This window comes from Halobacillus naozhouensis (assembly GCF_029714185.1).
In the GTDB taxonomy this organism is placed as follows: Bacteria; Bacillota; Bacilli; order Bacillales; family Halobacillaceae; genus Halobacillus_A; species Halobacillus_A naozhouensis.
In genome coordinates this window covers 548,544-567,719 of the sequence record NZ_CP121671.1, presented here as the reverse complement: position 1 = coordinate 567,719, position 19,176 = coordinate 548,544, and the positions used below count along the sequence as shown (strand labels likewise).

The window sequence follows — 19,176 nt, the reverse complement described above, 5'->3', positions numbered from 1 at the left end:
CACATCCTTACGATTTCGTTATCGGTGCAAATCGAGCCAGGAGACGTTTGATCCCCGTTGGAGCCGGAAAAGCAATATCAAGCTCCATGGCGTCACCTTCTCCTTGGACTTTAACGACCGTTCCTTCGCCCCATTTCTTGTGGCTTGCTTTATCCCCTGGCTGCCAGGAAATTTTTTCACCGCCTGATGAACCTTTCTCCACCTTCTTCGCCGCCCGCTTTGGTTCATGCTTAGGAGGCTGGGGAGAAAAAGCTGCTGATTCACGTCTTTTATTGAAAAAGGGCAACTCTTCCTGTTTTTCTTTTCCATCCACGAGATCTTCTGGTATCTCATTAATAAAACGACTGATTGGGTTCATGTTGGTCCTGCCATATAGTGTGCGCATCTTAGCATGCGTCATAAACAGCTGACGTTCTGCACGCGTAATTCCTACATACGCAAGGCGTCGTTCTTCTTCCATCTCCTCATCGTCCATAAGAGAGCGGGTGTGGGGAAAAACGTTCTCCTCCATTCCGATTAGAAAGACAACGGGAAATTCCAGCCCTTTCGCAGAGTGAAGCGTCATGAGAGTCACCGTATCATCACTCGTCGGGTCTTCATTCATTTGATCGATATCAGCAATCAGGGCCAGGTCTGTCAAGAAAGCTACAAGTGTTTTATCTTCACTATTTTCTTCAAAATTTTTCGTGACCGATTTAAATTCTTCAATGTTCTCTAAACGGCTTTGAGCTTCAAGGCTTTTTTCATTTCGAAGCATTTCTTCATAGCCTGTCTTATCAATCACTTCTTGTACCATATCGGTCGCTGATAGAAATTCCTGTTGCTGTGTCCAGTTTCGAATCATCGAATAGAAGTTCATAATCGATTTAGCTGCTTTTGCACTAACGCCTACAAAGTCGATTTCTGCTGAAGCTTCGTAAAGAGAAATATCATGATCAGCAGCGTATCTCTGCAGCTTCTCAAGACTAGTCTTTCCAACTCCCCGCTTCGGTTCATTAACTACACGCTGATAGCTCAAATCATCATTCGGGTTAGCAATTAATCGTAAATACGCAAGCATGTCCTTAATCTCTTTACGGTCATAGAACTTCGTACCGCCGACCATTTGGTAGGGAATTCCTGCTTTAACGAAGGTTTCTTCAATTGTACGGGACTGAGCATTCGTTCGGTACAAGATGGAAATATCTTTATACTGAAAGCGGCCGCTGCGAACTAGATCTTCAATGTTGTCGGTTACAAATAATCCTTCCTCGCGCTCCGTTCCAGCCTCATGATACTGAATCTTGTTCCCGCCAGAATTATCTGTCCAGAGATTCTTCGCTTTACGCCCGCTGTTATTGCCGATTACATTGTTGGCTGCATTCAAAATAAGCTCCGTGGAGCGGTAATTTTGTTCAAGCATAATGGTCTGGGCGCTTGGATAATCTTTTTCAAACGAAAGAATGTTTTTAATATCCGCCCCTCGCCAGCGATAAATCGATTGATCAGAATCCCCAACTACACATAGGTTCTGATAGCGGCTGGATAATTGCGTAACAAGTTGATACTGAGCATGGTTCGTATCCTGATACTCATCGACATGGATATATTGAAAGCGGCGCTGATAATACTCGAGCACTTCGGGGAGACGATCAAATAAGTTCAATGTCTGCATGATTAAGTCATCAAAATCGAGGGACTGATTCTTGCGCAGCTTCTTCTGGTAGCCTTTATATACTTCTGCGATTTTTTCTTCATGGATGCTCGCTGCATCGCGGGTGTACTCTTCGGGCGTCAGTAATTCATTTTTAGCATTACTGATCGCTCCAAGCATGGCTCGCGGAACCCACTTTTTAGGATCAAGGTTCAGTTCCTTCAACACTTGTTTAATCACGGAGAGCTGGTCACTTGAGTCGAGAATTGAGAAATTCCGGTCATACCCGATCCGATCAATATCTCTCCTTAGAATCCGCACACACATGGAGTGAAATGTCGACATCCAGATCTTTTCACCTTCAGGTCCAACTAATTCCTCGACACGTTCTTTCATCTCACGTGCTGCTTTATTGGTAAACGTAATCGCCAGCACATTACGAGGAGCGACCTCCTTCTCACCCAGTAAGTAAGCGATACGATGAGTTAAGACTCGTGTTTTTCCACTTCCGGCTCCGGCCATAATCAGCAGTGGTCCCTCGGTATGGGTCACCGCATTTCGTTGCTGTTCATTCAATCCTTTAAGGAGAGGATTCATTGCTTGCGTCATGTGGACACCAACCTTTCTAAATTGTTAAGTAGGAAAGAGACATCTGGCAAAAACCATCTTCTTTTATTTTTTGCAAGCCTGTACCGTTTCAAGGGCAGCCTGAATATTTTCATATATAATATCACCAACGACAATCACGTCCGCGTATGGTTTCATTTGTCTTGCGTCAGCTTCAGAACGAATTCCCCCACCATAAAACAGCAGCGTCTTATCAAGTTGTTCTGCTATCTCACGTACGAGGTTCACATCCCCAAATCGTCCGCTGTATTCAATATAAAAAACAGGCAGGTGAAACATGTGCTCAGCCATTCGCGCATAAGCAATCACATCTTCATAGTCCGGCAACGTACAGTTCGCTGCCTGAAAAACTTTCGCCTGTTCATTCATCACACAATATCCTTCGACAAACATGTCATTCCATTCGATAAAGTCACCGTATTGTTTGACTGCTTCATGCTGTACATCAAGCATATAGCGTTTCTCCCGGCTGTTCATTACCATTGGTATCAAGTAGCCATCAAATTCTGGAGAAATTGCTTCAAGAGCTGAAACCTCAAGCAAACATGGCAGCTCAAAGGCTTGCATTCTCATGAGCAAAGCTGTCACATTGTCATAAGTAACGCCATCGGTTCCTCCTATAATAACAGCATCTGTCCCCGATCGCCCTACCAGGTTAAGGTCGCTGTCAGACAGGTGCTTATTCGGGTCTAGTTTAAAAACATGGTTCCATTCTTTCACGTTATTGTACACCGTACAAATTCCTCCATAACCTTTATCCATTCATATATTATAGCAAAGATCCCGTGCCAGAACGAAATCATATTTGGTTATTATCGATGAAAAATCTGACCCCTTCTACAGCCGAGTTACTTTTTATCCAATCATCTATTAAACTGTATGACCCTAACCATCTGAAGTTGTCCGTACTTCTTAATTAAAAAAGGCTGCCTCATCAATAAGGCAGCCTCTATCATTCCATTATTTAGTTTGATTTGCCTGAACACGATCCAATGCTTTCGTATAAGCGTCATTTCCATAATTTAAGCATCGTTTCACACGTGAGATGGTTGCCGTTGAAGCCCCTGTTTCGGTTTCAATTTTATGATACGTAAAGCCTTCTCTCAGCATGCGTGCTACTTCTAGACGCTGTGCTAAAGACTGAACTTCATTCATTGTCGCTAAGTCATCGAAGAATTCATAGCATTCCTCTACATCCTTCAGCGATAGAATCGCTTCGAAAAGCTGATCAAGTGTTTTGCCGCGTAGTTTATCAATTTGCACGATGACATCCCTCCTTTTATTCAGCAGTGACGATTCCCGATCGATCTGGAACTATATTCACCCATGTTTGACCAGGAACGAAACTGACAGGTTCTCCATCTTTAAAAGGTAAAATTCTACCATTGTGATTCTTCCATTCTACCTCTATGATTTGCCCTCTTTGTACTAAATAACCTTCACCGCCTGAACTTAAATCAATTTCACGGCGTCCGGCATTATCAACCACCTGGTGCTCGGTTTTGACAATAAAGATATTATCAACGGTGATACGTTCACCCGTCTCTTTCTCGACTGTCGGTTCTCCATCGCTTGAACGTTTGTATTGCTTACTAGCGCTGTCATACGTATACGTTACTGTTTCTTGTTCATCATAAACCACTTGGACCTGCTGCGCTGATTGCCCCTCACTGGATGGCTTATCCGCAAATGGAAGAGGTTCTACTTCTTTAGTTGACTCATATCCCTTTTTGGCTAATAGATCTGCTACACCTGAAGTTAAGAGATACGAATTGTGTGGTGCCCGCCGATCTGTGGAGCGTTTAAATAGTTTCCCATCATTATCGTATAAGGATCCATTGGCAAAATCAATCCCGCTGGCATGAACCATTTCGTTTATAAATGTTGCAGCACCGTGATAGACGTACAGGGCATCATACCCAGAAGCTAATTTAAAGTAATACGGACGCGCACTTCTCACCGGACCAATGACATCGGGAACATCACTATGAAATAAGGCAAGAAGCCTTGTGATCTGTCCTTCCGCCAATACTTCGTACACGATATCTGCACGACTTAAACCCGTCTGCGGACGAGCATTTGTATGGTTATTTACCATCACGGAAAGCACACGATGATCCACTGAATCATTAGCCGGTTCCCCAGTTAACGGATAGATGTTCTCATTGCTCGTCCCTTTTGGTTGTTCAGTCTCCTCTACAGAATTCTCCTTCTTGTCTTGATTCTCCTGCTTATTTTCATCTTCTGCTGGGTTTGCACAAGCAGTCAGAAGCAACATAAATACGGCAGCTGCCATAAACCATACGATATTCTTCATTAACGTCCTTCCCTTTGCACCTGTATATTCTTCTTTATTTTAACGCATCATCGCAGGATAGAGTACCTCTTTCTTCTTCACATCCATTATCCCCTGAGGAGTTATTCTAATAAAAGGAAGATGCATGGCTGATAGAAAGAGCAGTGTATACACAGGATCCCCGAAGGCGTAACCATAAAAGTTGAGGTGCTCTCTTAGTCTATGCTCTTCCTCTATTAAAGATGACATCGATAGATCAGACATCATTCCGCCAAGAGGCAGCGGAAGCTCATAGACTATTTCCCCCTGGTCAGCCAGGACAATACCGCCACCTAATTCTTTCATGCGTTCAAAGGCCAGTTTTGTATCCTCTCTTGAATTCCCTATTAAAATAAAGTCACCTGTATTAGAATATGAGCTGACAAGTCCGCCTAGTGAATCGGTAAACCCTTTTAACAGTGTATTGACATGCCATTTCCCTTCACGATCAAGCAGCGTCAGAAATGCTTCTTTCGATTCGGTTGGCAGACGGGCTACTGACGCATCACTATCGATGGCGTAAGGCTTCATGATAACCTCGTTTACCATTTCCATACCGATCGGCATCGAAAATTGAAGATCATCATCAGTCAGTTCCCAGTCAATATCCAGTGGAGTTACTCCATTTCTTTGCCAGCTCACTTCTGAATCGGATTCTACGTCTCTATGATCACGTTTTACCCATTCTCCTTTTGCTAATACAGAATGCGGGGTTGGGTCATTAGGATCTGATAGAAAGTTCAAGTGGGCAACACGCCCTGGAGCAAGACTGCCTACTCGGTTTTCTATACCGAAGTGACGAGCAGGGTAATAGGATCCCATCAAGTAGGCATCAATAGCAGGCAGTCCTGCTTCAATGGCAATCTTTATACAAACATTGATCAGTCCATCCTTTAAAAAGCCAGGTGTGGACCCGTCCGTTGTGTACATTAATTTATCAAAAGTCGTTAATTCTTTTTCAAGAAGCCCTTGCAATATGCCGGGTAAATCCGGACGAATTGATGAATAGCGCACGCCCGTTTGATACCCGTGTGTCAGTCGTTCTATCACTTCATCTGCTGTCATTGACTCATGTTCTGAATCAAGTCCCAGCAGTTTCATTTTTACTAGGGTTTTCCATGAAGCTCCAGGTAAATGCCCTTCCAGCGGCTTGCGTGATCGCTTCGCTTCCTGCATCCAGTGAAGCATCTGATCATCACCGCCATGAAGAACGTCTGGCCAGGCTGTCAATTCTCCACCTTGTATCACAGCATCATGTTTGAGCCAGGACAACACCTGACTATTGAAATTCTCGCGATCATCATCCTGCAAGGCTGATTGAGAATCAAATCGAGCCCACCAAAATATAGAAGCGGACAATTTAGCGCAGTCTTCCAATAAAGAAAACGCTTTCTTTTTGTCCGTTAAAAAAAGCCACATCAAGTTATCATTAATCAGTGTTGTGGTTCCTGTCCTTACAGCATGCTCAGCTAAACTGTGAGGATTATATAACTGGAAAGGATGGACATGTGGTTCAACATAGCCTGGGACAACATAACTGTCCTCACCGTCAATGACATCCGTTCCATCCGTCAGAGGGGGAAGCTCTGGACCTGAATAGATAATCCGATCCTCATAGATCCAGATATGACCGGTCATCCATTTCTTTACGAAGACATTTAAGTAGGTTGTATTTTTGATTAGTTTGGTCGGCGCGAGTTTTCCTTCCACAACAGCTACGTGTTCACGAAGCTGTCTATTCCGCCAACGGAAGCGTTGTTCATTCACTAGAGAGCCTCCCTGATTCATTTTTTCTATCTTAACACATGATCATCAACTTCGCGAAGCAGAAAAGTTCACATACTCTATAATAAAAAATCCGCCCGAATAGGCGGATTGATCTACTTATATTCATCAGGGGAGACTTCTATTTTTACGACTTGGTTTCGAACGATCTTCCGATATCTTTCCGATAAAAGAACCCTTCATGGTGATCAAAACAGGTTAACGACTGATAAACAGACGTCAGGGCCGTTTCAAGAACTGGAGCCACAGCCCCTACAAGCAGGACTCTGCCTCCACTTGTTATATACCCGTCACCATCGTTCTCCGTACCAGCATGAGTAGAGAAAACACCTTGCTCAGACCATTGTGGTAAGCGGACACCTTTTTGATAATCTCCTGGATAACCTGCAGAGGCTACAACCACCCCGGCACATGCTTGCTCAAACCATGTTAAGTTTGGATCTTTATCTTCCAGTACATCGGTGATGACTTGGGCGAGATCATTAGCAAGAAGCGGCATAACCACCTGGGTTTCTGGATCTCCAAATCGTGCATTGAACTCGATCACCTTTGGACCCGCAGGTGTCTGGATAAGTCCAGCGTATAAAATCCCGGTAAAAGAGCGTCCTTCCGCTGCCAGGGCTGAGGCTGTTCTTTGCAGGATCGACTCTACTGCATAATCATAATCATCCCAAGGGATATGAGTAGCAGGAGCGAAGGCGCCCATCCCTCCAGTATTAGGGCCTTGATCTCCATCAAAAGCCCGCTTATGATCTTGAGCTGTTACCATAGGATAAACCTGTTTCCCTTTTACAAAGGCCATCAAGGAAAACTCTGTACCTTGCAGAAACTCTTCTACGACAATTTCTCGGCTCGCCTCGCCGAATTGTCCAGCAAGCAACATATCATCGACGGCTTCACATGCCGTTTCCACTGTCTCAGCAACCACCACGCCTTTTCCAGCGGCGAGGCCATCTGCTTTAACCACAATTGGAGCGCCATGTTCATGAATATACTCCTTTGCCTGGCTTGCATCAGTAAACGCTTGATAATCAGCAGTCGGAATGTCGTACTTTTTCATAAGCTGCTTAGCAAAATGCTTACTGCCCTCAATTAACGCAGCGTCTTTCGTCGGCCCAAAAACTTGAAGATCAGCTTCCATAAAACGATCGACAAGACCATCAAGTAACGGATTCTCCGGCCCGACAATTGTCAGGTTAATCTGGTTCTCCTTAGCGAATGCAACGAGTTCATCCTGATCCGTTTCCTGAATGGGAAGACGGGTAGCTTGTTTTTCCATACCAGCATTTCCTGGAGCCACGAAAATCTGTTCAACTTGTGGGCTTTCTGCAAACTTCTGGATGAGGCTATGCTCACGTCCTCCGCGTCCAATCACAAGGACATTCATGATTCGTATCCCCCTCTTTAATGTTTGAAATGGCGCATTCTTGTAAATACCATAGCTATTCCATGTTGATTACAGGCATCAATCGAATCCTGATCACGTTTGGAACCACCTGGCTGAATAATCGCCTTCACTCCGGCCTGTGCCGCCGTTTCAACTGTATCAGGCATCGGGAAGAACGCATCGGACGCCATAATAGCACCTTCCGATTGATCGCCAGCTTGCTCGAGAGCGATCTTGGCTGCTCCTACACGGTTCATTTGTCCGGCGCCAACTCCAAGCGTCTGATCTGACTTCGCAATGACAATTGCATTGGATTTCACATGTTTGACGACCTGCCAGCCTAGTGCTAAATCCTTAAGCTCCTGTTCGGTAGGCAGGCGCTCGGTCGCTACCTCTAATTCCACATCTTCGAGCGACCCTTCGTCCGTGTCCTGAATGAGTAAGCCCCCACTTACAGAAGTAAGTTTATGTGATTGAGTTTCAGGCTTTTTCATCTCTATTTCTAGTAAACGGAGATTCTTTTTCTGTGTAAGTAAATCAAGAGCCGCCTGACTAAAGGAAGGGGCAATAACAATCTCGAGGAAAATTTCCTTCAGCTTCGCTGCGGTTTCTTCATCGACTTCCCTGTTCAAGGCAACAATTCCGCCAAAAATTGAGATCGGGTCGCCAGCATAGGCTTTGCCATAGGCCTCAAAAATTGCACGCCCAGTACCCACACCGCACGGATTCATATGTTTCACAGCAACTGCTGCAGGTTCCTCAAATTCTAGCACTATATCCAAAGCTGCATTGGCGTCCTGAATATTGTTATAAGAAAGCTCTTTGCCATTTAGCTGCTTAGCATCAGCCAGTGAAGCTCCACCGTAGTTCGCTTTCTGATAAAATGCAGCCGTTTGGTGAGGGTTTTCTCCATAACGTAAATCTTGAACTTTTTCATAAGTCACCGTATAAGTTTCCGGATAAGCTTCTTGAACTGCTTCTGTGAAATATTCGGCGATCATAGCATCGTAATTGGCCGTGTGGCGGAACACCTTTGCGGCCAATTTCTTACGAGCTTCAAATGAAAGCTCTCCTTCTTGCAAACCAGTGATAACTTGCTCATAGTCAGCCGGGTCGACAACGACAGCTACATCTTCAAAGCTTTTGGCGGCAGATCGCAGCATCGTCGGACCGCCAATATCAATATTTTCAATGGCGTCAGCTTCTGTAACTCCTTCTTTTGCGATCGTTTCTTTGAAAGGATACAAATTGACAGCTACAAGGTCGATCGTTTGGATATCAAGTTCATCCAGCTGGCTCATGTGCTCGTCGTTGCCCCTTTTAGCAAGCAGGCCGCCATGAACAGATGGGTGTAACGTTTTTACACGCCCATCCATTATTTCAGGAAAGTTTGTAATATCGGAAATAGATTTTACAGGAAGACCTTCTGCTTCAATCGCCCGCTTTGTCCCTCCTGTAGAGACAAGTTCATAATCTAGTTCAATTAATTTCTTTGCAAAAACAGTTAACCCTTGCTTGTTGGATACACTTAACAGGGCGCGTTTACGCGTGCTCATCTGGACTCCTCCTTGATCGTTAATGACTGGATGACACGTGGATACAATTCGTGTTCAACAGCTTGAATTTTTTGTTTTATATCATCTTTTGTATCTTGTTCATGGATACGGACAGCCTCCTGATCGATAATAGGACCCGTGTCCATGCCGTCGTCGACGTAATGAACTGTTACACCGGTTAATTTCACTTGTTTATCATAGGCTTGACCGATGGCATCTTTACCTGGAAAAGCCGGCAGCAAAGACGGATGAATATTCAGAATTCGGTGTTCGTATGCCATTAGCAGGGTTGAACCAATGAGTCTCATGTAACCAGCAAGAATAATCCATTCCACCCCTCTATCCTTACAATCTTTGAGAAGTGCTTTTTCAAAAGCTTCTTTATTTGCAAAAGATTTAGGGTTGAATACAACTGTATCGATTTGTCTCCTCTGAGCTTTCTCAATGACTCCGGCATCGATTCGATCTGAAACAAGCAGTGAAACGTTTGCTTCTAGTTTTCCGTCTTCTATCGCTGTCATAATCGCATCAAAGTTCGATCCTGTTCCTGACGCAAAAATAGCTAGATTCATCATGACCAGTGGATTCCTTCCTGTTCCGTGACATGTCCAATTACTTGGGCTTTTTCTCCAGCATCCTTCAGAGACTCAAGGGACGCTGGGACATCTTTTTCAGACACGACAGCCACCATCCCGATCCCCATGTTAAAGACTCCAAACATTTCCTCGTCCGTTACCTCACCTTGATCACGTAGAAATTCAAAAATTGGCGGAACACGCCAGCTCGACTGGTCAATCTTGACTCCTAAGCCTTCCGAAAGAATCCTTGGAATATTTTCATAGAATCCTCCACCTGTTACGTGGGCCACACCTTTAATAGAGACGAATTGTTTTAGAACATTAATCGATTGTACGTAAATTTTCGTAGGGGTTAAAAGAACTTCCCCTAATGGTTTGTCAAAAGGGGTATAGACAGCTTCGAGGTCAAGCTCTTGTCTTTCAATAATTGTTCTAACAAGCGAGAAGCCATTTGAATGAACTCCGCTCGAAGACAGGCCGATTAATACATCTCCAGCTTGAACATTCTGCCCTGTAATCAGCTTGTCCTTATCTGCCATTCCAACAACAAAACCAGCTAAATCGTATTCATCAAGCTGGTACATGCCAGGCATTTCAGCGGTTTCTCCGCCAACAAGTGCACTGCCTGCCTGCTCACAGCCATCTGAGATTCCTTTTACTATCTGCTCAATTTTCTCGGGTTCATTTTTACCGCACGCAATATAATCAAGAAATAAAAGCGGGTCTGCTCCTTGAGCAACAATGTCGTTGACACACATCGCTACGACATCGATGCCGATCGTGTCATGCTGATCCATTTGAAAAGCAAGTTTCAGCTTCGTTCCTACTCCGTCTGTCCCTGTAACCAGAACAGGATGCTCATAGCTCATAGAACCGATGTCAAAAAGGCCGGCAAACGAGCCCAGTCCACCAATAACTTCCGGACGCATCGTTCTAGCCACATGTTTTTTCATTCGTTCGACTGCTTCATAGCCTGCTTCTACATCTACACCGGCCTGTTTATATGATTGACTCACGTCGGCTCCCCCTTCCTTTAGGCTTTCTCATATGGTAAAACGGTGTTCGGATAAATTTCTGTTGGATAGTTGCCCGTAAAGCAAGCCATACAGCCTCCGTGTTCAAGCGATTCATTGCCTTCATAAATAGACTGATTTAAACCATCAACAGATAAATAGGATAGACTGTCAGCCCCTATCTGCTTCTCGATTTCTTCGACAGAACTGTTCGCCGCAATCAACTCGCCGCTCGTGGACGTATCGATTCCGTAATAGCACGGATTTTCAATAGGTGGCGAAGCAATGCGTACATGTACTTCTAATGCTCCAGCTTCCTTAAGCATTTTGACAATACGGCGGCTTGTCGTCCCGCGCACAATCGAATCATCGACCATTACGACACGCTTCCCTTCGACAATACCACGGACAGCAGACAGCTTCATTTTTACACCTTGTTCACGAAGCTCCTGGGAAGGCTGAATGAATGTGCGTCCAACGTAGCGATTTTTAATTAAGCCGAGCTCATATGGCAGACCAGCAGCTTCAGCGTAACCGATGGCTGCAGATATGCTTGAATCCGGTACCCCTGTCACAACATCTGCTTCAACCGGGGCTTCGTCAGCCAGAGCCTTGCCCATTCTCTTCCTAGAGGCGTGAACATTTTTACCATCGAGGTTACTGTCAGGACGGGAAAAATAAACATGTTCCATTGAGCAAAGTGTCCGTTGAATCGGTGCAGCAAAACGTTTGGATTCTAAGCCATTTTTATCGATTACGACCAGTTCCCCTGGCTTAACTTCACGTTCATATGTGGCCCCAATGATGTCAAACGCACAAGTCTCAGAGGACACGACCCATGAATCACCGAGATAGCCGATAGACAGCGGTCTTAGCCCGCGCGGATCATTAGCAACGAACAGTTTGTCCTCTGTCATCATTAGAAAAGCATAAGCCCCTTTAATCATTGACAGCGCCTGACAGATTGCTTCATCGACTGGAACGTGGCCAGCTCGCTTGATTAGATGTGCAACCACCTCTGTATCTGAGGTCGTTTGCAAAATAGAGCCTTGAGCCTCAAGCTGGCCTTTCAAAGCTTGAGCATTGACCAGGTTACCATTATGAGCGAGAGCAAGGCCGCCTGTTTGCGAACGGAACATTAACGGCTGAATATTTTCATAGCTTCCATCTCCTGCGGTAGCATAACGAACATGACCAATGGAGGCAGATCCGTCAAGCTCATCCAAACGATCTTGTGAGAACACATCATTAATTAAACCATGCCCTTTCGCTACCTTCATTTGTTCACCATCTGAAGTGACGATCCCCGCCCCTTCCTGACCGCGATGTTGAAGAGCATGAAGTCCATAATAAGTCAGCTGTGCTGATTCCGGATGACCCCAGACGCCAAAAATTCCGCATTCTTCGTTTAAGCCTTTGATTTCACCAAGCATGGAATAGCTCCTTTCCATAGTTGCTTTAATTCCCCTGTCTGCTCTTCCACGACGACTTCATCATTTGCCTTAATACGGTACATTCCATCTTCTGTTACTTTTCCTAGTAAACTAGCTTCACTGCTCACTGCTTCAAATGCCTGCTGGTTTTCCGGAGAGACAGATACGAGAAAACGAGATTGTGATTCGGAGAAGAGCGCAGCAGTTACATCGTCTGACACCGTTACTTCACAACCCAATTCTTTATCAAAAAGGCTTTCCGCTAACGCTACAGCAAATCCGCCTTCGGAGATATCATGTGCTGACTGAAGAAGTCCCTCTTGAATCGCTTGCAGCAGACTGTTTTGACGGGCTGCTTCCACTTGCAGATCAATCTCTGGTGCTTTACCAAAATGACGTCCCTCCATCATACCTTGAAGCTCACTTCCACCGAATTCAGGCTTCGTTTCACCAATGATATAGATGAGGTCTCCTGCTTGCTTCGCACTAGAACGCGTAATATGATCTGTTTTTTCAATTAAGCCCACCATCCCTACAACTGGCGTTGGATAAATGGCCTGTCCGCCTATCGATTCGTTGTAAAGGGATACATTCCCACTGATAACCGGAGTGCCAAGTTCCGAACAAGCTTTACTCATCCCGTCGACGCTTTTTTCCATTTGCCAGAAGATCTCAGGATTCTCTGGTGAGCCAAAATTGAGACCATCTGTTAACCCGAGCGGCCGTCCGCCGGAACATACGATATTGCGAGCTGCTTCAGCTACAGCGATTTGTCCGCCTATTTCAGGATCCAAATAAATGTAGCGGGAGTTACAGTCTGTTGTCATAGCCAGCGCCTTTTCCGTACCGCGCACACGCACGACCGCTGCATCGGAACCCGGTCTAACCACCGTATTCGTCTGAACCATGGAATCGTACTGATCATAGACCCACTCTTTACTGGCTATCGTTGGCTGCTTCAAAAGGTCAGCTAACGTTTCACCATAATTTGAAATGGCTGGATTATACTCCTCCATTTCCTGATATTCCTTATAATAAGCTGGAACGGTTGAAGGCTGATGATACACTGGTGCATCTTCTGCAAGTGAGTCAACTGGAACATCGGCAACAATTTCCCCATGGTGCTCAAGGCGGAAACGCTTATCCTCTGTGACCTCACCAACAGATACAGCTTCCAGGTCATACTTGCGAAACACTTCTGCAATTTCGTGCTCGCGGCCTTTTTCAACTACGAGAAGCATACGTTCCTGCGATTCAGACAACATCATTTCGTATGCCGACATATTCTCTTCGCGCTGTGGAATCAGGTCCATATTCATCAGCATGCCTGTCCCCGCCTTACTAGCCATTTCACTTGCAGAGGAAGTGAGACCAGCTGCTCCCATATCTTGAATACCAACTAACGCTTCGTGATGAATCACTTCAAGACAAGCTTCGATTAATAGTTTTTCCATAAAAGGATCACCAACCTGGACGGACGGACGTTTTTCTTCAGACTCTTCGGATAATTCTTCTGAGGCAAAAGTAGCGCCATGAATACCGTCCCGCCCGGTTTTTGCACCGACGTACATAACTGTATTTCCAACACCTGCTGCGATCCCTTTTTGAATATCCTTATGATCAATTAAGCCGACACACATTGCATTGACAAGTGGGTTTCCGTTGTAGGCATCATCAAATTGAAGCTCGCCTCCCACCGTTGGGACACCGACACAGTTGCCGTAACCAGCAATCCCTCGTACAACTTCTTCAAATAAATATTTGACACGCGGGCGTTTCAGCGAACCGAATCTGAGTGAATTTAACAAAGCTACAGGTCGCGCTCCCATCGAAAATACATCACGCAAGATCCCGCCAACGCCAGTTGCCGCCCCTTGATAAGGCTCCACAGCTGAAGGGTGGTTGTGGCTTTCAACCTTGAAGACTACGGCTTGTTCATCTCCAATATCAATAATCCCGGCCCCTTCACCAGGACCCTGAAGGACATGCTGACCCTGAGTGGGGAACTTTTTCAATAATGGCTTTGAATTCTTATAGCTGCAATGCTCGGACCACATAACTGAAAACAGCCCTGTTTCCGTATAGTTTGGACGGCGCCCTAAGATCTGTGTGATCGACTGGAATTCTTCCTCACTCAATCCCATGTCGCGGTATAGCTGCTGTTGTTCAATTTGTTCTGGACTAATCTCAAGCATTGATGGCATGGTTATTCCTCCAGTGTGTCAAAATTGATTGAAATAAACGGAGTCCGTCCTCACTTCCCACCAACGCATCAACGGCACGCTCCGGGTGGGGCATCATTCCAAGTACATTGCCTTGTTCATTGGTAATTCCAGCGATATCAGCGACAGAACCGTTCGGGTTGGCTGCATACGTAAAGGCAATTTGATGGTTGTCTCGTAACGTTTGATATGTTGCTTCATCGCAATAATAGTTTCCGTCTCCATGAGCAATTGGAATACTGATTTCTTCTTTGACCTGATAAAAATCAGTAAACAAAGTTTTATTATTCTCAACGATGAGCGTTTCGTCATGACACATAAATTTCAAGTTTTTGTTAGGCAGCATAGCGCCCGGCAGCAAACCCATTTCAAGGAGCACTTGAAATCCGTTGCAGACACCGAGTACGGGCTTACCGTGTTCAGCCGCCTGGCGAATTTGTTCAATCACACCTGAAGTAGAAGCGATTGCACCGGAACGTAAATAATCTCCATAAGAGAAGCCGCCTGGCAAAAGAATTCCGTCGTAGTCTGATAGATTTGCTTCCTGATACCATACTAGATCCGCTTCTTGACCTAAAGCTTCCGTAATAGCAAAAGCCATGTCCCGATCACAGTTCGATCCTGGAAAAACAACGACAGCAAACTTCACTTAGACAACCTCCTCGATCGTGTACGAGTAATCTTCAATAACAGGGTTAGCCAGCAACTGGTCACACATTTTCTCCACTTGCTGTTCGATATTGTCTTCATCCTCCAGCATAACTTCCATATACTTGCCGATTCTTACTTCACCGACATTCTTATATTCAAGGGAATGCAGAGAATGCTGAACAGCCTTCCCCTGAGGATCAAGGACACCTTCTTTAAGAGTGATATAAATTTTTACTTTTCGCATGTGTACTCCTCCAGTCGTTGCAGAATCGTCTCATATACTGAAATTAAGTCACCAAGGTTTTCCCGAAACACATCTTTGTCCATTTTCTCGCCAGTCTCATCATCCCAAAGACGGCAAGTATCAGGAGAAATTTCATCAGCCAGGACAATCGTTCCATCAGCCAGGCGCCCAAACTCTAACTTAAAGTCGACGAGGTCAAGGCCTGTCCGCTTACAAAGATTAGCTAACAGTGCATTCACTTCAAGTGCCTTTTCTTTTATAAAGTGAAGCTCTTCCTTATTTACATCTGTTAAATGATAAGCATGCTGATCATTAATGATTGGATCATCTAATTCATCTTTCTTATAAAAAAGTTCAACTAACGGGGTGTTAAAACGCTCTTTCTCCGGTATACCAAGTCTTCTCGTAATACTGCCGGCAGCAATGTTACGGACAACTACTTCAAGAGGAATGATGGTCGTTTTTTCCACGAGCTGCTCTGTATCATTCAGCGTTTTAATAAAATGAGAGGATATATCGTTCTGTTTCAAATAATCAAAGATTTTAGAGGCAATCAAATTATTTAGGCGTCCTTTGCCTTCAAATTGATCTTTCTTCTTGCCATTAAATGCGGTGGCATCATTTTTATAAGATAAAATAAGCTGCGCCGGCTTACCCTCAACATGGTAAACCCTTTTCGCCTTCCCCTCATACAAAAGAGAACCCTTCATACACGTACACCTCACTTGGGATTTTATGGATGACCTGAGGCCGCGTGACCTGGTCATCCATATTATGGTATTCTATAAACCGATGCGGTCGAAGATGCGGTCGACGTTTTTTAGGTGGTGCTTGTAGTCAAAGCATGCTTCAATTTGTTCTTCGGTTAGTGTGGACGTAATTTTGTCATCCGCTTCAATTAAACCGCGGAATGGCACTCCACGCTCCCATGCCTCCATTGCCTTGGGCTGCACAAGATCATACGCTTCCTCGCGTACCATCCCTTGATCGATCAGCGTCAGCAATACGCGCTGAGAGAAAATCAAGCCGTACGTTTTCTCCATATTCTCCTGCATACGTTCAGGGAACACAGTCAAGTTTTTCACGATATTTCCAAAGCGGTTCAGCATGTAATTAATCGCAATCGTCGCATCAGGCAGGATGACTCGTTCCGCAGACGAATGAGAAATATCACGTTCATGCCATAACGGCACATTCTCAAATGCGGTCAGCATTTCCCCACGCAGCACGCGCGCCATCCCTGTCATATTCTCAGACCCAATTGGATTTCGTTTGTGCGGCATGGCCGAAGAACCTTTTTGACCTTTCGCAAAAAACTCTTCCACTTCACGAGTTTCTGTCTTCTGCAGGCCACGAATTTCCACAGCAATTTTTTCAATGGAGGCTGCTATTAAAGCAAGGGTTGAAACGTAATGGGCGTGACGGTCACGCTGCAAAGTTTGCGTAGACACAGGTGCAGCAGCAAGACCCAGCTTGTCGCAAACATACTGCTCTACAAATGGATCGATATTGGCGTACGTGCCGACAGCTCCAGATAGTTTGCCAACTTCTATATGTTTTATCGCTAGATCGAGGCGCTCAAGGTTCCGCTTCATTTCCTCATAGTAAAGCGCTAACTTCAGTCCAAAAGTTGTCGGCTCAGCATGGACACCGTGCGTACGTCCCATCATGACCGTATGCTTATGTTCACGAGCTTTATCTGCCAGAATATCAATGAAAGCGACAAGATCCTTACGAATGATTTCATTAGCCTGCTTCAGCTGATAGGAAAGGGCCGTATCCACAACATCTGTAGACGTTAAACCATAATGCACCCACTTGCGCTCCTCCTCCACTGTTTCCGAAACAGCGCGGGTGAATGCGACAACATCGTGACGCGTTTCTGCTTCGATTTCATGAATGCGATCAATACTGAAAGAGGCTCCCTCACGTAATTTTGCTACATCTTCTTTAGGAATGACCCCGATCTCACTCCATGCTTCACAAGCTAGCAGTTCCACTTCAAGCCATGCCTGGTATCTATTTTCTTCGGTCCAAATGGAACCCATTTCAGGTCTCGTATAACGTTCTATCATCGTCTTCCTCCTTATCGCTTACCACATATGAATTTGATTGTTTTTGATGTGCTCATCCAGTTCTTTCAAACTATTTCCAACGAAAGTGATATGGCCCATTTTCCTGTTCGTTCTAGCCTCATTTTTACCGTAGTCGTGGACATGAAACCCATAATACTGCTCGAGTTTGCTGTGTAAAATATCTTGATGTTTTCCAAGTACGTTAACCATCACAGCGGCAGGAAAGGAATGAACAGGCAGCAGAGGCAGACCGCAAATCGCTCGTACATGTTGTTCAAACTGCGATACACTGCAGGCTTCAATGGTATAATGCCCGGAATTATGCGGTCTAGGTGCCAGTTCATTAATATAAACATCGTGATCTTTTACGAACATTTCAACCGCAAACGTACCGACAATCCCCATCTTTTCAGCTAACATTTTAACAGCTTCCCTTGCTTTTTCAGCCACTTTTTTGGATACTGTGGCCGGAACTCTCGTTTCATGCAAAATATGATTTTTATGAATGTTTTCGGCTACAGGGAAATGAGTGATGTCACCTTCTTGACCTCTTGTGAATACTTGGGAGATTTCCAAATCAAACGGAACCCATTGCTCAACGATATACGTTCCGCCATCTTCCATAAATCCCTCTACTTCGTCAAAATCTTCTTCATTTCCGAGTGGAAGCTGGCCTTTCCCGTCATAGCCCCCGCTGACCGTTTTTATAACGGCCGGAAAATCGATCGTCTTGATCGCTTTTTTAAATTGATCAAACGTTTGAACAACCTCATATTTCGCCACAGACAGACCAGCATCGACAGCAACCTGCTTTTCTTTCTGCCGGTTTTGTGTCACCTCTAGTGAATAAGCTCCTTGAGGAAGCTTTCCTGCTTGTTCGAAAAGTCGAGCCACTTTGAGATCCACATTTTCAAACTCATACGTAATTACATTGCTCAGTTCACTTAGCTGTTCTGCAGCTGCTATGTCATCATAAGCAGCCACAATATGCTCGTCCGCAACTTGGGCACAAGGGCAATCCTCCGTCGGATCAAGTACAGCAATACGGTAGCCCATATGCCTTGCAGCAATTGCCATCATTCTTCCAAGCTGTCCTCCACCTAGAATCCCAATCATTTGCCCAGGTCGTACGATATTATTGCTCACGTAACTCCCTCCTCATTTGAGATACTTTACCTTTCATCTGCTTTCGGTAATCCGCAAGCCGCTCCGCTATTTTATCATCAAAAGCACCTAGCATTTCTGCCGCTAGAATTCCCGCATTTTTCGCTCCAGCTGTGCCGATTGCAACCGTTGCCACAGGGACACCGCCAGGCATTTGCACTATAGAAAGTAAAGAATCCAAACCATCCAGAGCTTTGGATTGTACAGGGACGCCGATGACCGGAAGCGTAGTTTTCGCTGCTACCATCCCTGGCAAATGGGCCGCTCCTCCCGCTCCTGCAATAATCATTTTAAGCCCTCGTCCTCTCGCTTCTTCCGCATATGTGAACATATCTTCAGGCGTTCGGTGCGCAGAAATGATCTCAGTTTCATAATCTAACCCCAAGTCATCTAATACGGTACATGCCTCTTTTATTGTTGACCAATCTGAAATACTACCCATGATAATACCTATCTCAGCCATGTTCTTCCAC

17 protein-coding genes are annotated in these 19,176 nt (G+C 45.0%); all 17 read right to left on the bottom strand.

What is annotated here, in order from left to right:
• Positions 1-7 precede the first annotated feature (7 nt).
• The 17 genes from pcrA to purE all read right to left on the bottom strand — a co-directional run bounded on the left by pcrA (position 8) and on the right by purE (position 19,166).
• Positions 8-2,242 carry a DNA helicase PcrA gene (gene pcrA / locus P9989_RS03065; RefSeq protein WP_283077356.1) on the bottom strand — a complete coding sequence of 745 codons (2,235 nt, stop codon included), beginning with the start codon at positions 2,240-2,242 and terminating at the stop codon, positions 8-10.
• A 63-nt stretch (positions 2,243-2,305) separates the two neighbouring features.
• Positions 2,306-3,022 (bottom strand): heptaprenylglyceryl phosphate synthase, encoded by a 717-nt coding sequence (pcrB, locus tag P9989_RS03060; protein WP_283077355.1) that lies wholly within the window; start codon positions 3,020-3,022, stop codon positions 2,306-2,308.
• 198 nt (positions 3,023-3,220) lie between these two features.
• The gene (locus tag P9989_RS03055; protein WP_163528691.1) at positions 3,221-3,523 is read right to left on the bottom strand and encodes a YerC/YecD family TrpR-related protein; all 303 of its coding nucleotides are present in this window, start codon (positions 3,521-3,523) and stop codon (positions 3,221-3,223) included.
• 16 nt (positions 3,524-3,539) lie between these two features.
• Complete coding sequence (locus tag P9989_RS03050; RefSeq protein WP_283077354.1) at positions 3,540-4,577, bottom strand: DUF3048 domain-containing protein; 1,038 nt, start codon at positions 4,575-4,577, stop codon at positions 3,540-3,542.
• A 39-nt stretch (positions 4,578-4,616) separates the two neighbouring features.
• Complete coding sequence (locus tag P9989_RS03045; RefSeq protein WP_283077353.1) at positions 4,617-6,362, bottom strand: adenine deaminase C-terminal domain-containing protein; 1,746 nt, start codon at positions 6,360-6,362, stop codon at positions 4,617-4,619.
• A gap of 145 nt (positions 6,363-6,507) precedes the next feature.
• Positions 6,508-7,767, bottom strand: a complete 1,260-nt coding sequence (gene purD / locus P9989_RS03040; RefSeq protein WP_283077352.1) for a phosphoribosylamine--glycine ligase — start codon at positions 7,765-7,767, stop codon at positions 6,508-6,510.
• Positions 7,768-7,784: 17 nt separating this feature from the next.
• Positions 7,785-9,323 (bottom strand): bifunctional phosphoribosylaminoimidazolecarboxamide formyltransferase/IMP cyclohydrolase, encoded by a 1,539-nt coding sequence (gene purH, locus P9989_RS03035; RefSeq protein WP_283077351.1) that lies wholly within the window; start codon positions 9,321-9,323, stop codon positions 7,785-7,787.
• Positions 9,320-9,898 carry a phosphoribosylglycinamide formyltransferase gene (gene purN / locus P9989_RS03030; protein ID WP_283077350.1) on the bottom strand — a complete coding sequence of 193 codons (579 nt, stop codon included), beginning with the start codon at positions 9,896-9,898 and terminating at the stop codon, positions 9,320-9,322. The genes purH and purN overlap by 4 nt, the downstream gene beginning before the upstream one ends.
• Positions 9,895-10,917 (bottom strand): phosphoribosylformylglycinamidine cyclo-ligase, encoded by a 1,023-nt coding sequence (gene purM, locus P9989_RS03025; RefSeq protein ID WP_283077349.1) that lies wholly within the window; start codon positions 10,915-10,917, stop codon positions 9,895-9,897. The genes purN and purM overlap by 4 nt, the downstream gene beginning before the upstream one ends.
• Positions 10,918-10,934: 17 nt before the next feature.
• Entirely contained in the window at positions 10,935-12,347 is a 1,413-nt protein-coding gene (gene purF, locus P9989_RS03020; RefSeq protein WP_283077348.1) for an amidophosphoribosyltransferase, read from the bottom strand.
• A complete protein-coding gene (gene purL / locus P9989_RS03015) occupies positions 12,323-14,551 on the bottom strand; it encodes a phosphoribosylformylglycinamidine synthase subunit PurL (RefSeq protein ID WP_283077347.1) in 2,229 nt (742 codons plus the stop codon). The genes purF and purL overlap by 25 nt, the downstream gene beginning before the upstream one ends.
• Positions 14,535-15,218 carry a phosphoribosylformylglycinamidine synthase subunit PurQ gene (gene purQ, locus P9989_RS03010; RefSeq protein WP_283077346.1) on the bottom strand — a complete coding sequence of 228 codons (684 nt, stop codon included), beginning with the start codon at positions 15,216-15,218 and terminating at the stop codon, positions 14,535-14,537. Before purQ ends, purL begins: the two co-directional genes overlap by 17 nt.
• The gene (gene purS, locus P9989_RS03005) at positions 15,219-15,464 is read right to left on the bottom strand and encodes a phosphoribosylformylglycinamidine synthase subunit PurS (protein WP_283077345.1); all 246 of its coding nucleotides are present in this window, start codon (positions 15,462-15,464) and stop codon (positions 15,219-15,221) included.
• Positions 15,452-16,174, bottom strand: a complete 723-nt coding sequence (gene purC, locus P9989_RS03000; protein WP_283077344.1) for a phosphoribosylaminoimidazolesuccinocarboxamide synthase — start codon at positions 16,172-16,174, stop codon at positions 15,452-15,454. The genes purS and purC overlap by 13 nt, the downstream gene beginning before the upstream one ends.
• A gap of 72 nt (positions 16,175-16,246) precedes the next feature.
• On the bottom strand, positions 16,247-17,539 hold the full coding sequence (purB, locus tag P9989_RS02995; RefSeq protein ID WP_283077343.1) for an adenylosuccinate lyase: 1,293 nt from the start codon (positions 17,537-17,539) through the stop codon (positions 16,247-16,249).
• A gap of 18 nt (positions 17,540-17,557) precedes the next feature.
• Positions 17,558-18,685, bottom strand: coding sequence for a 5-(carboxyamino)imidazole ribonucleotide synthase (gene purK, locus P9989_RS02990; RefSeq protein ID WP_283077342.1), 1,128 nt, complete (start codon positions 18,683-18,685; stop codon positions 17,558-17,560).
• Positions 18,675-19,166 carry a 5-(carboxyamino)imidazole ribonucleotide mutase gene (gene purE, locus P9989_RS02985; protein ID WP_283077341.1) on the bottom strand — a complete coding sequence of 164 codons (492 nt, stop codon included), beginning with the start codon at positions 19,164-19,166 and terminating at the stop codon, positions 18,675-18,677. Before purE ends, purK begins: the two co-directional genes overlap by 11 nt.
• Between the last annotated feature and the right edge of the window lie 10 nt (positions 19,167-19,176).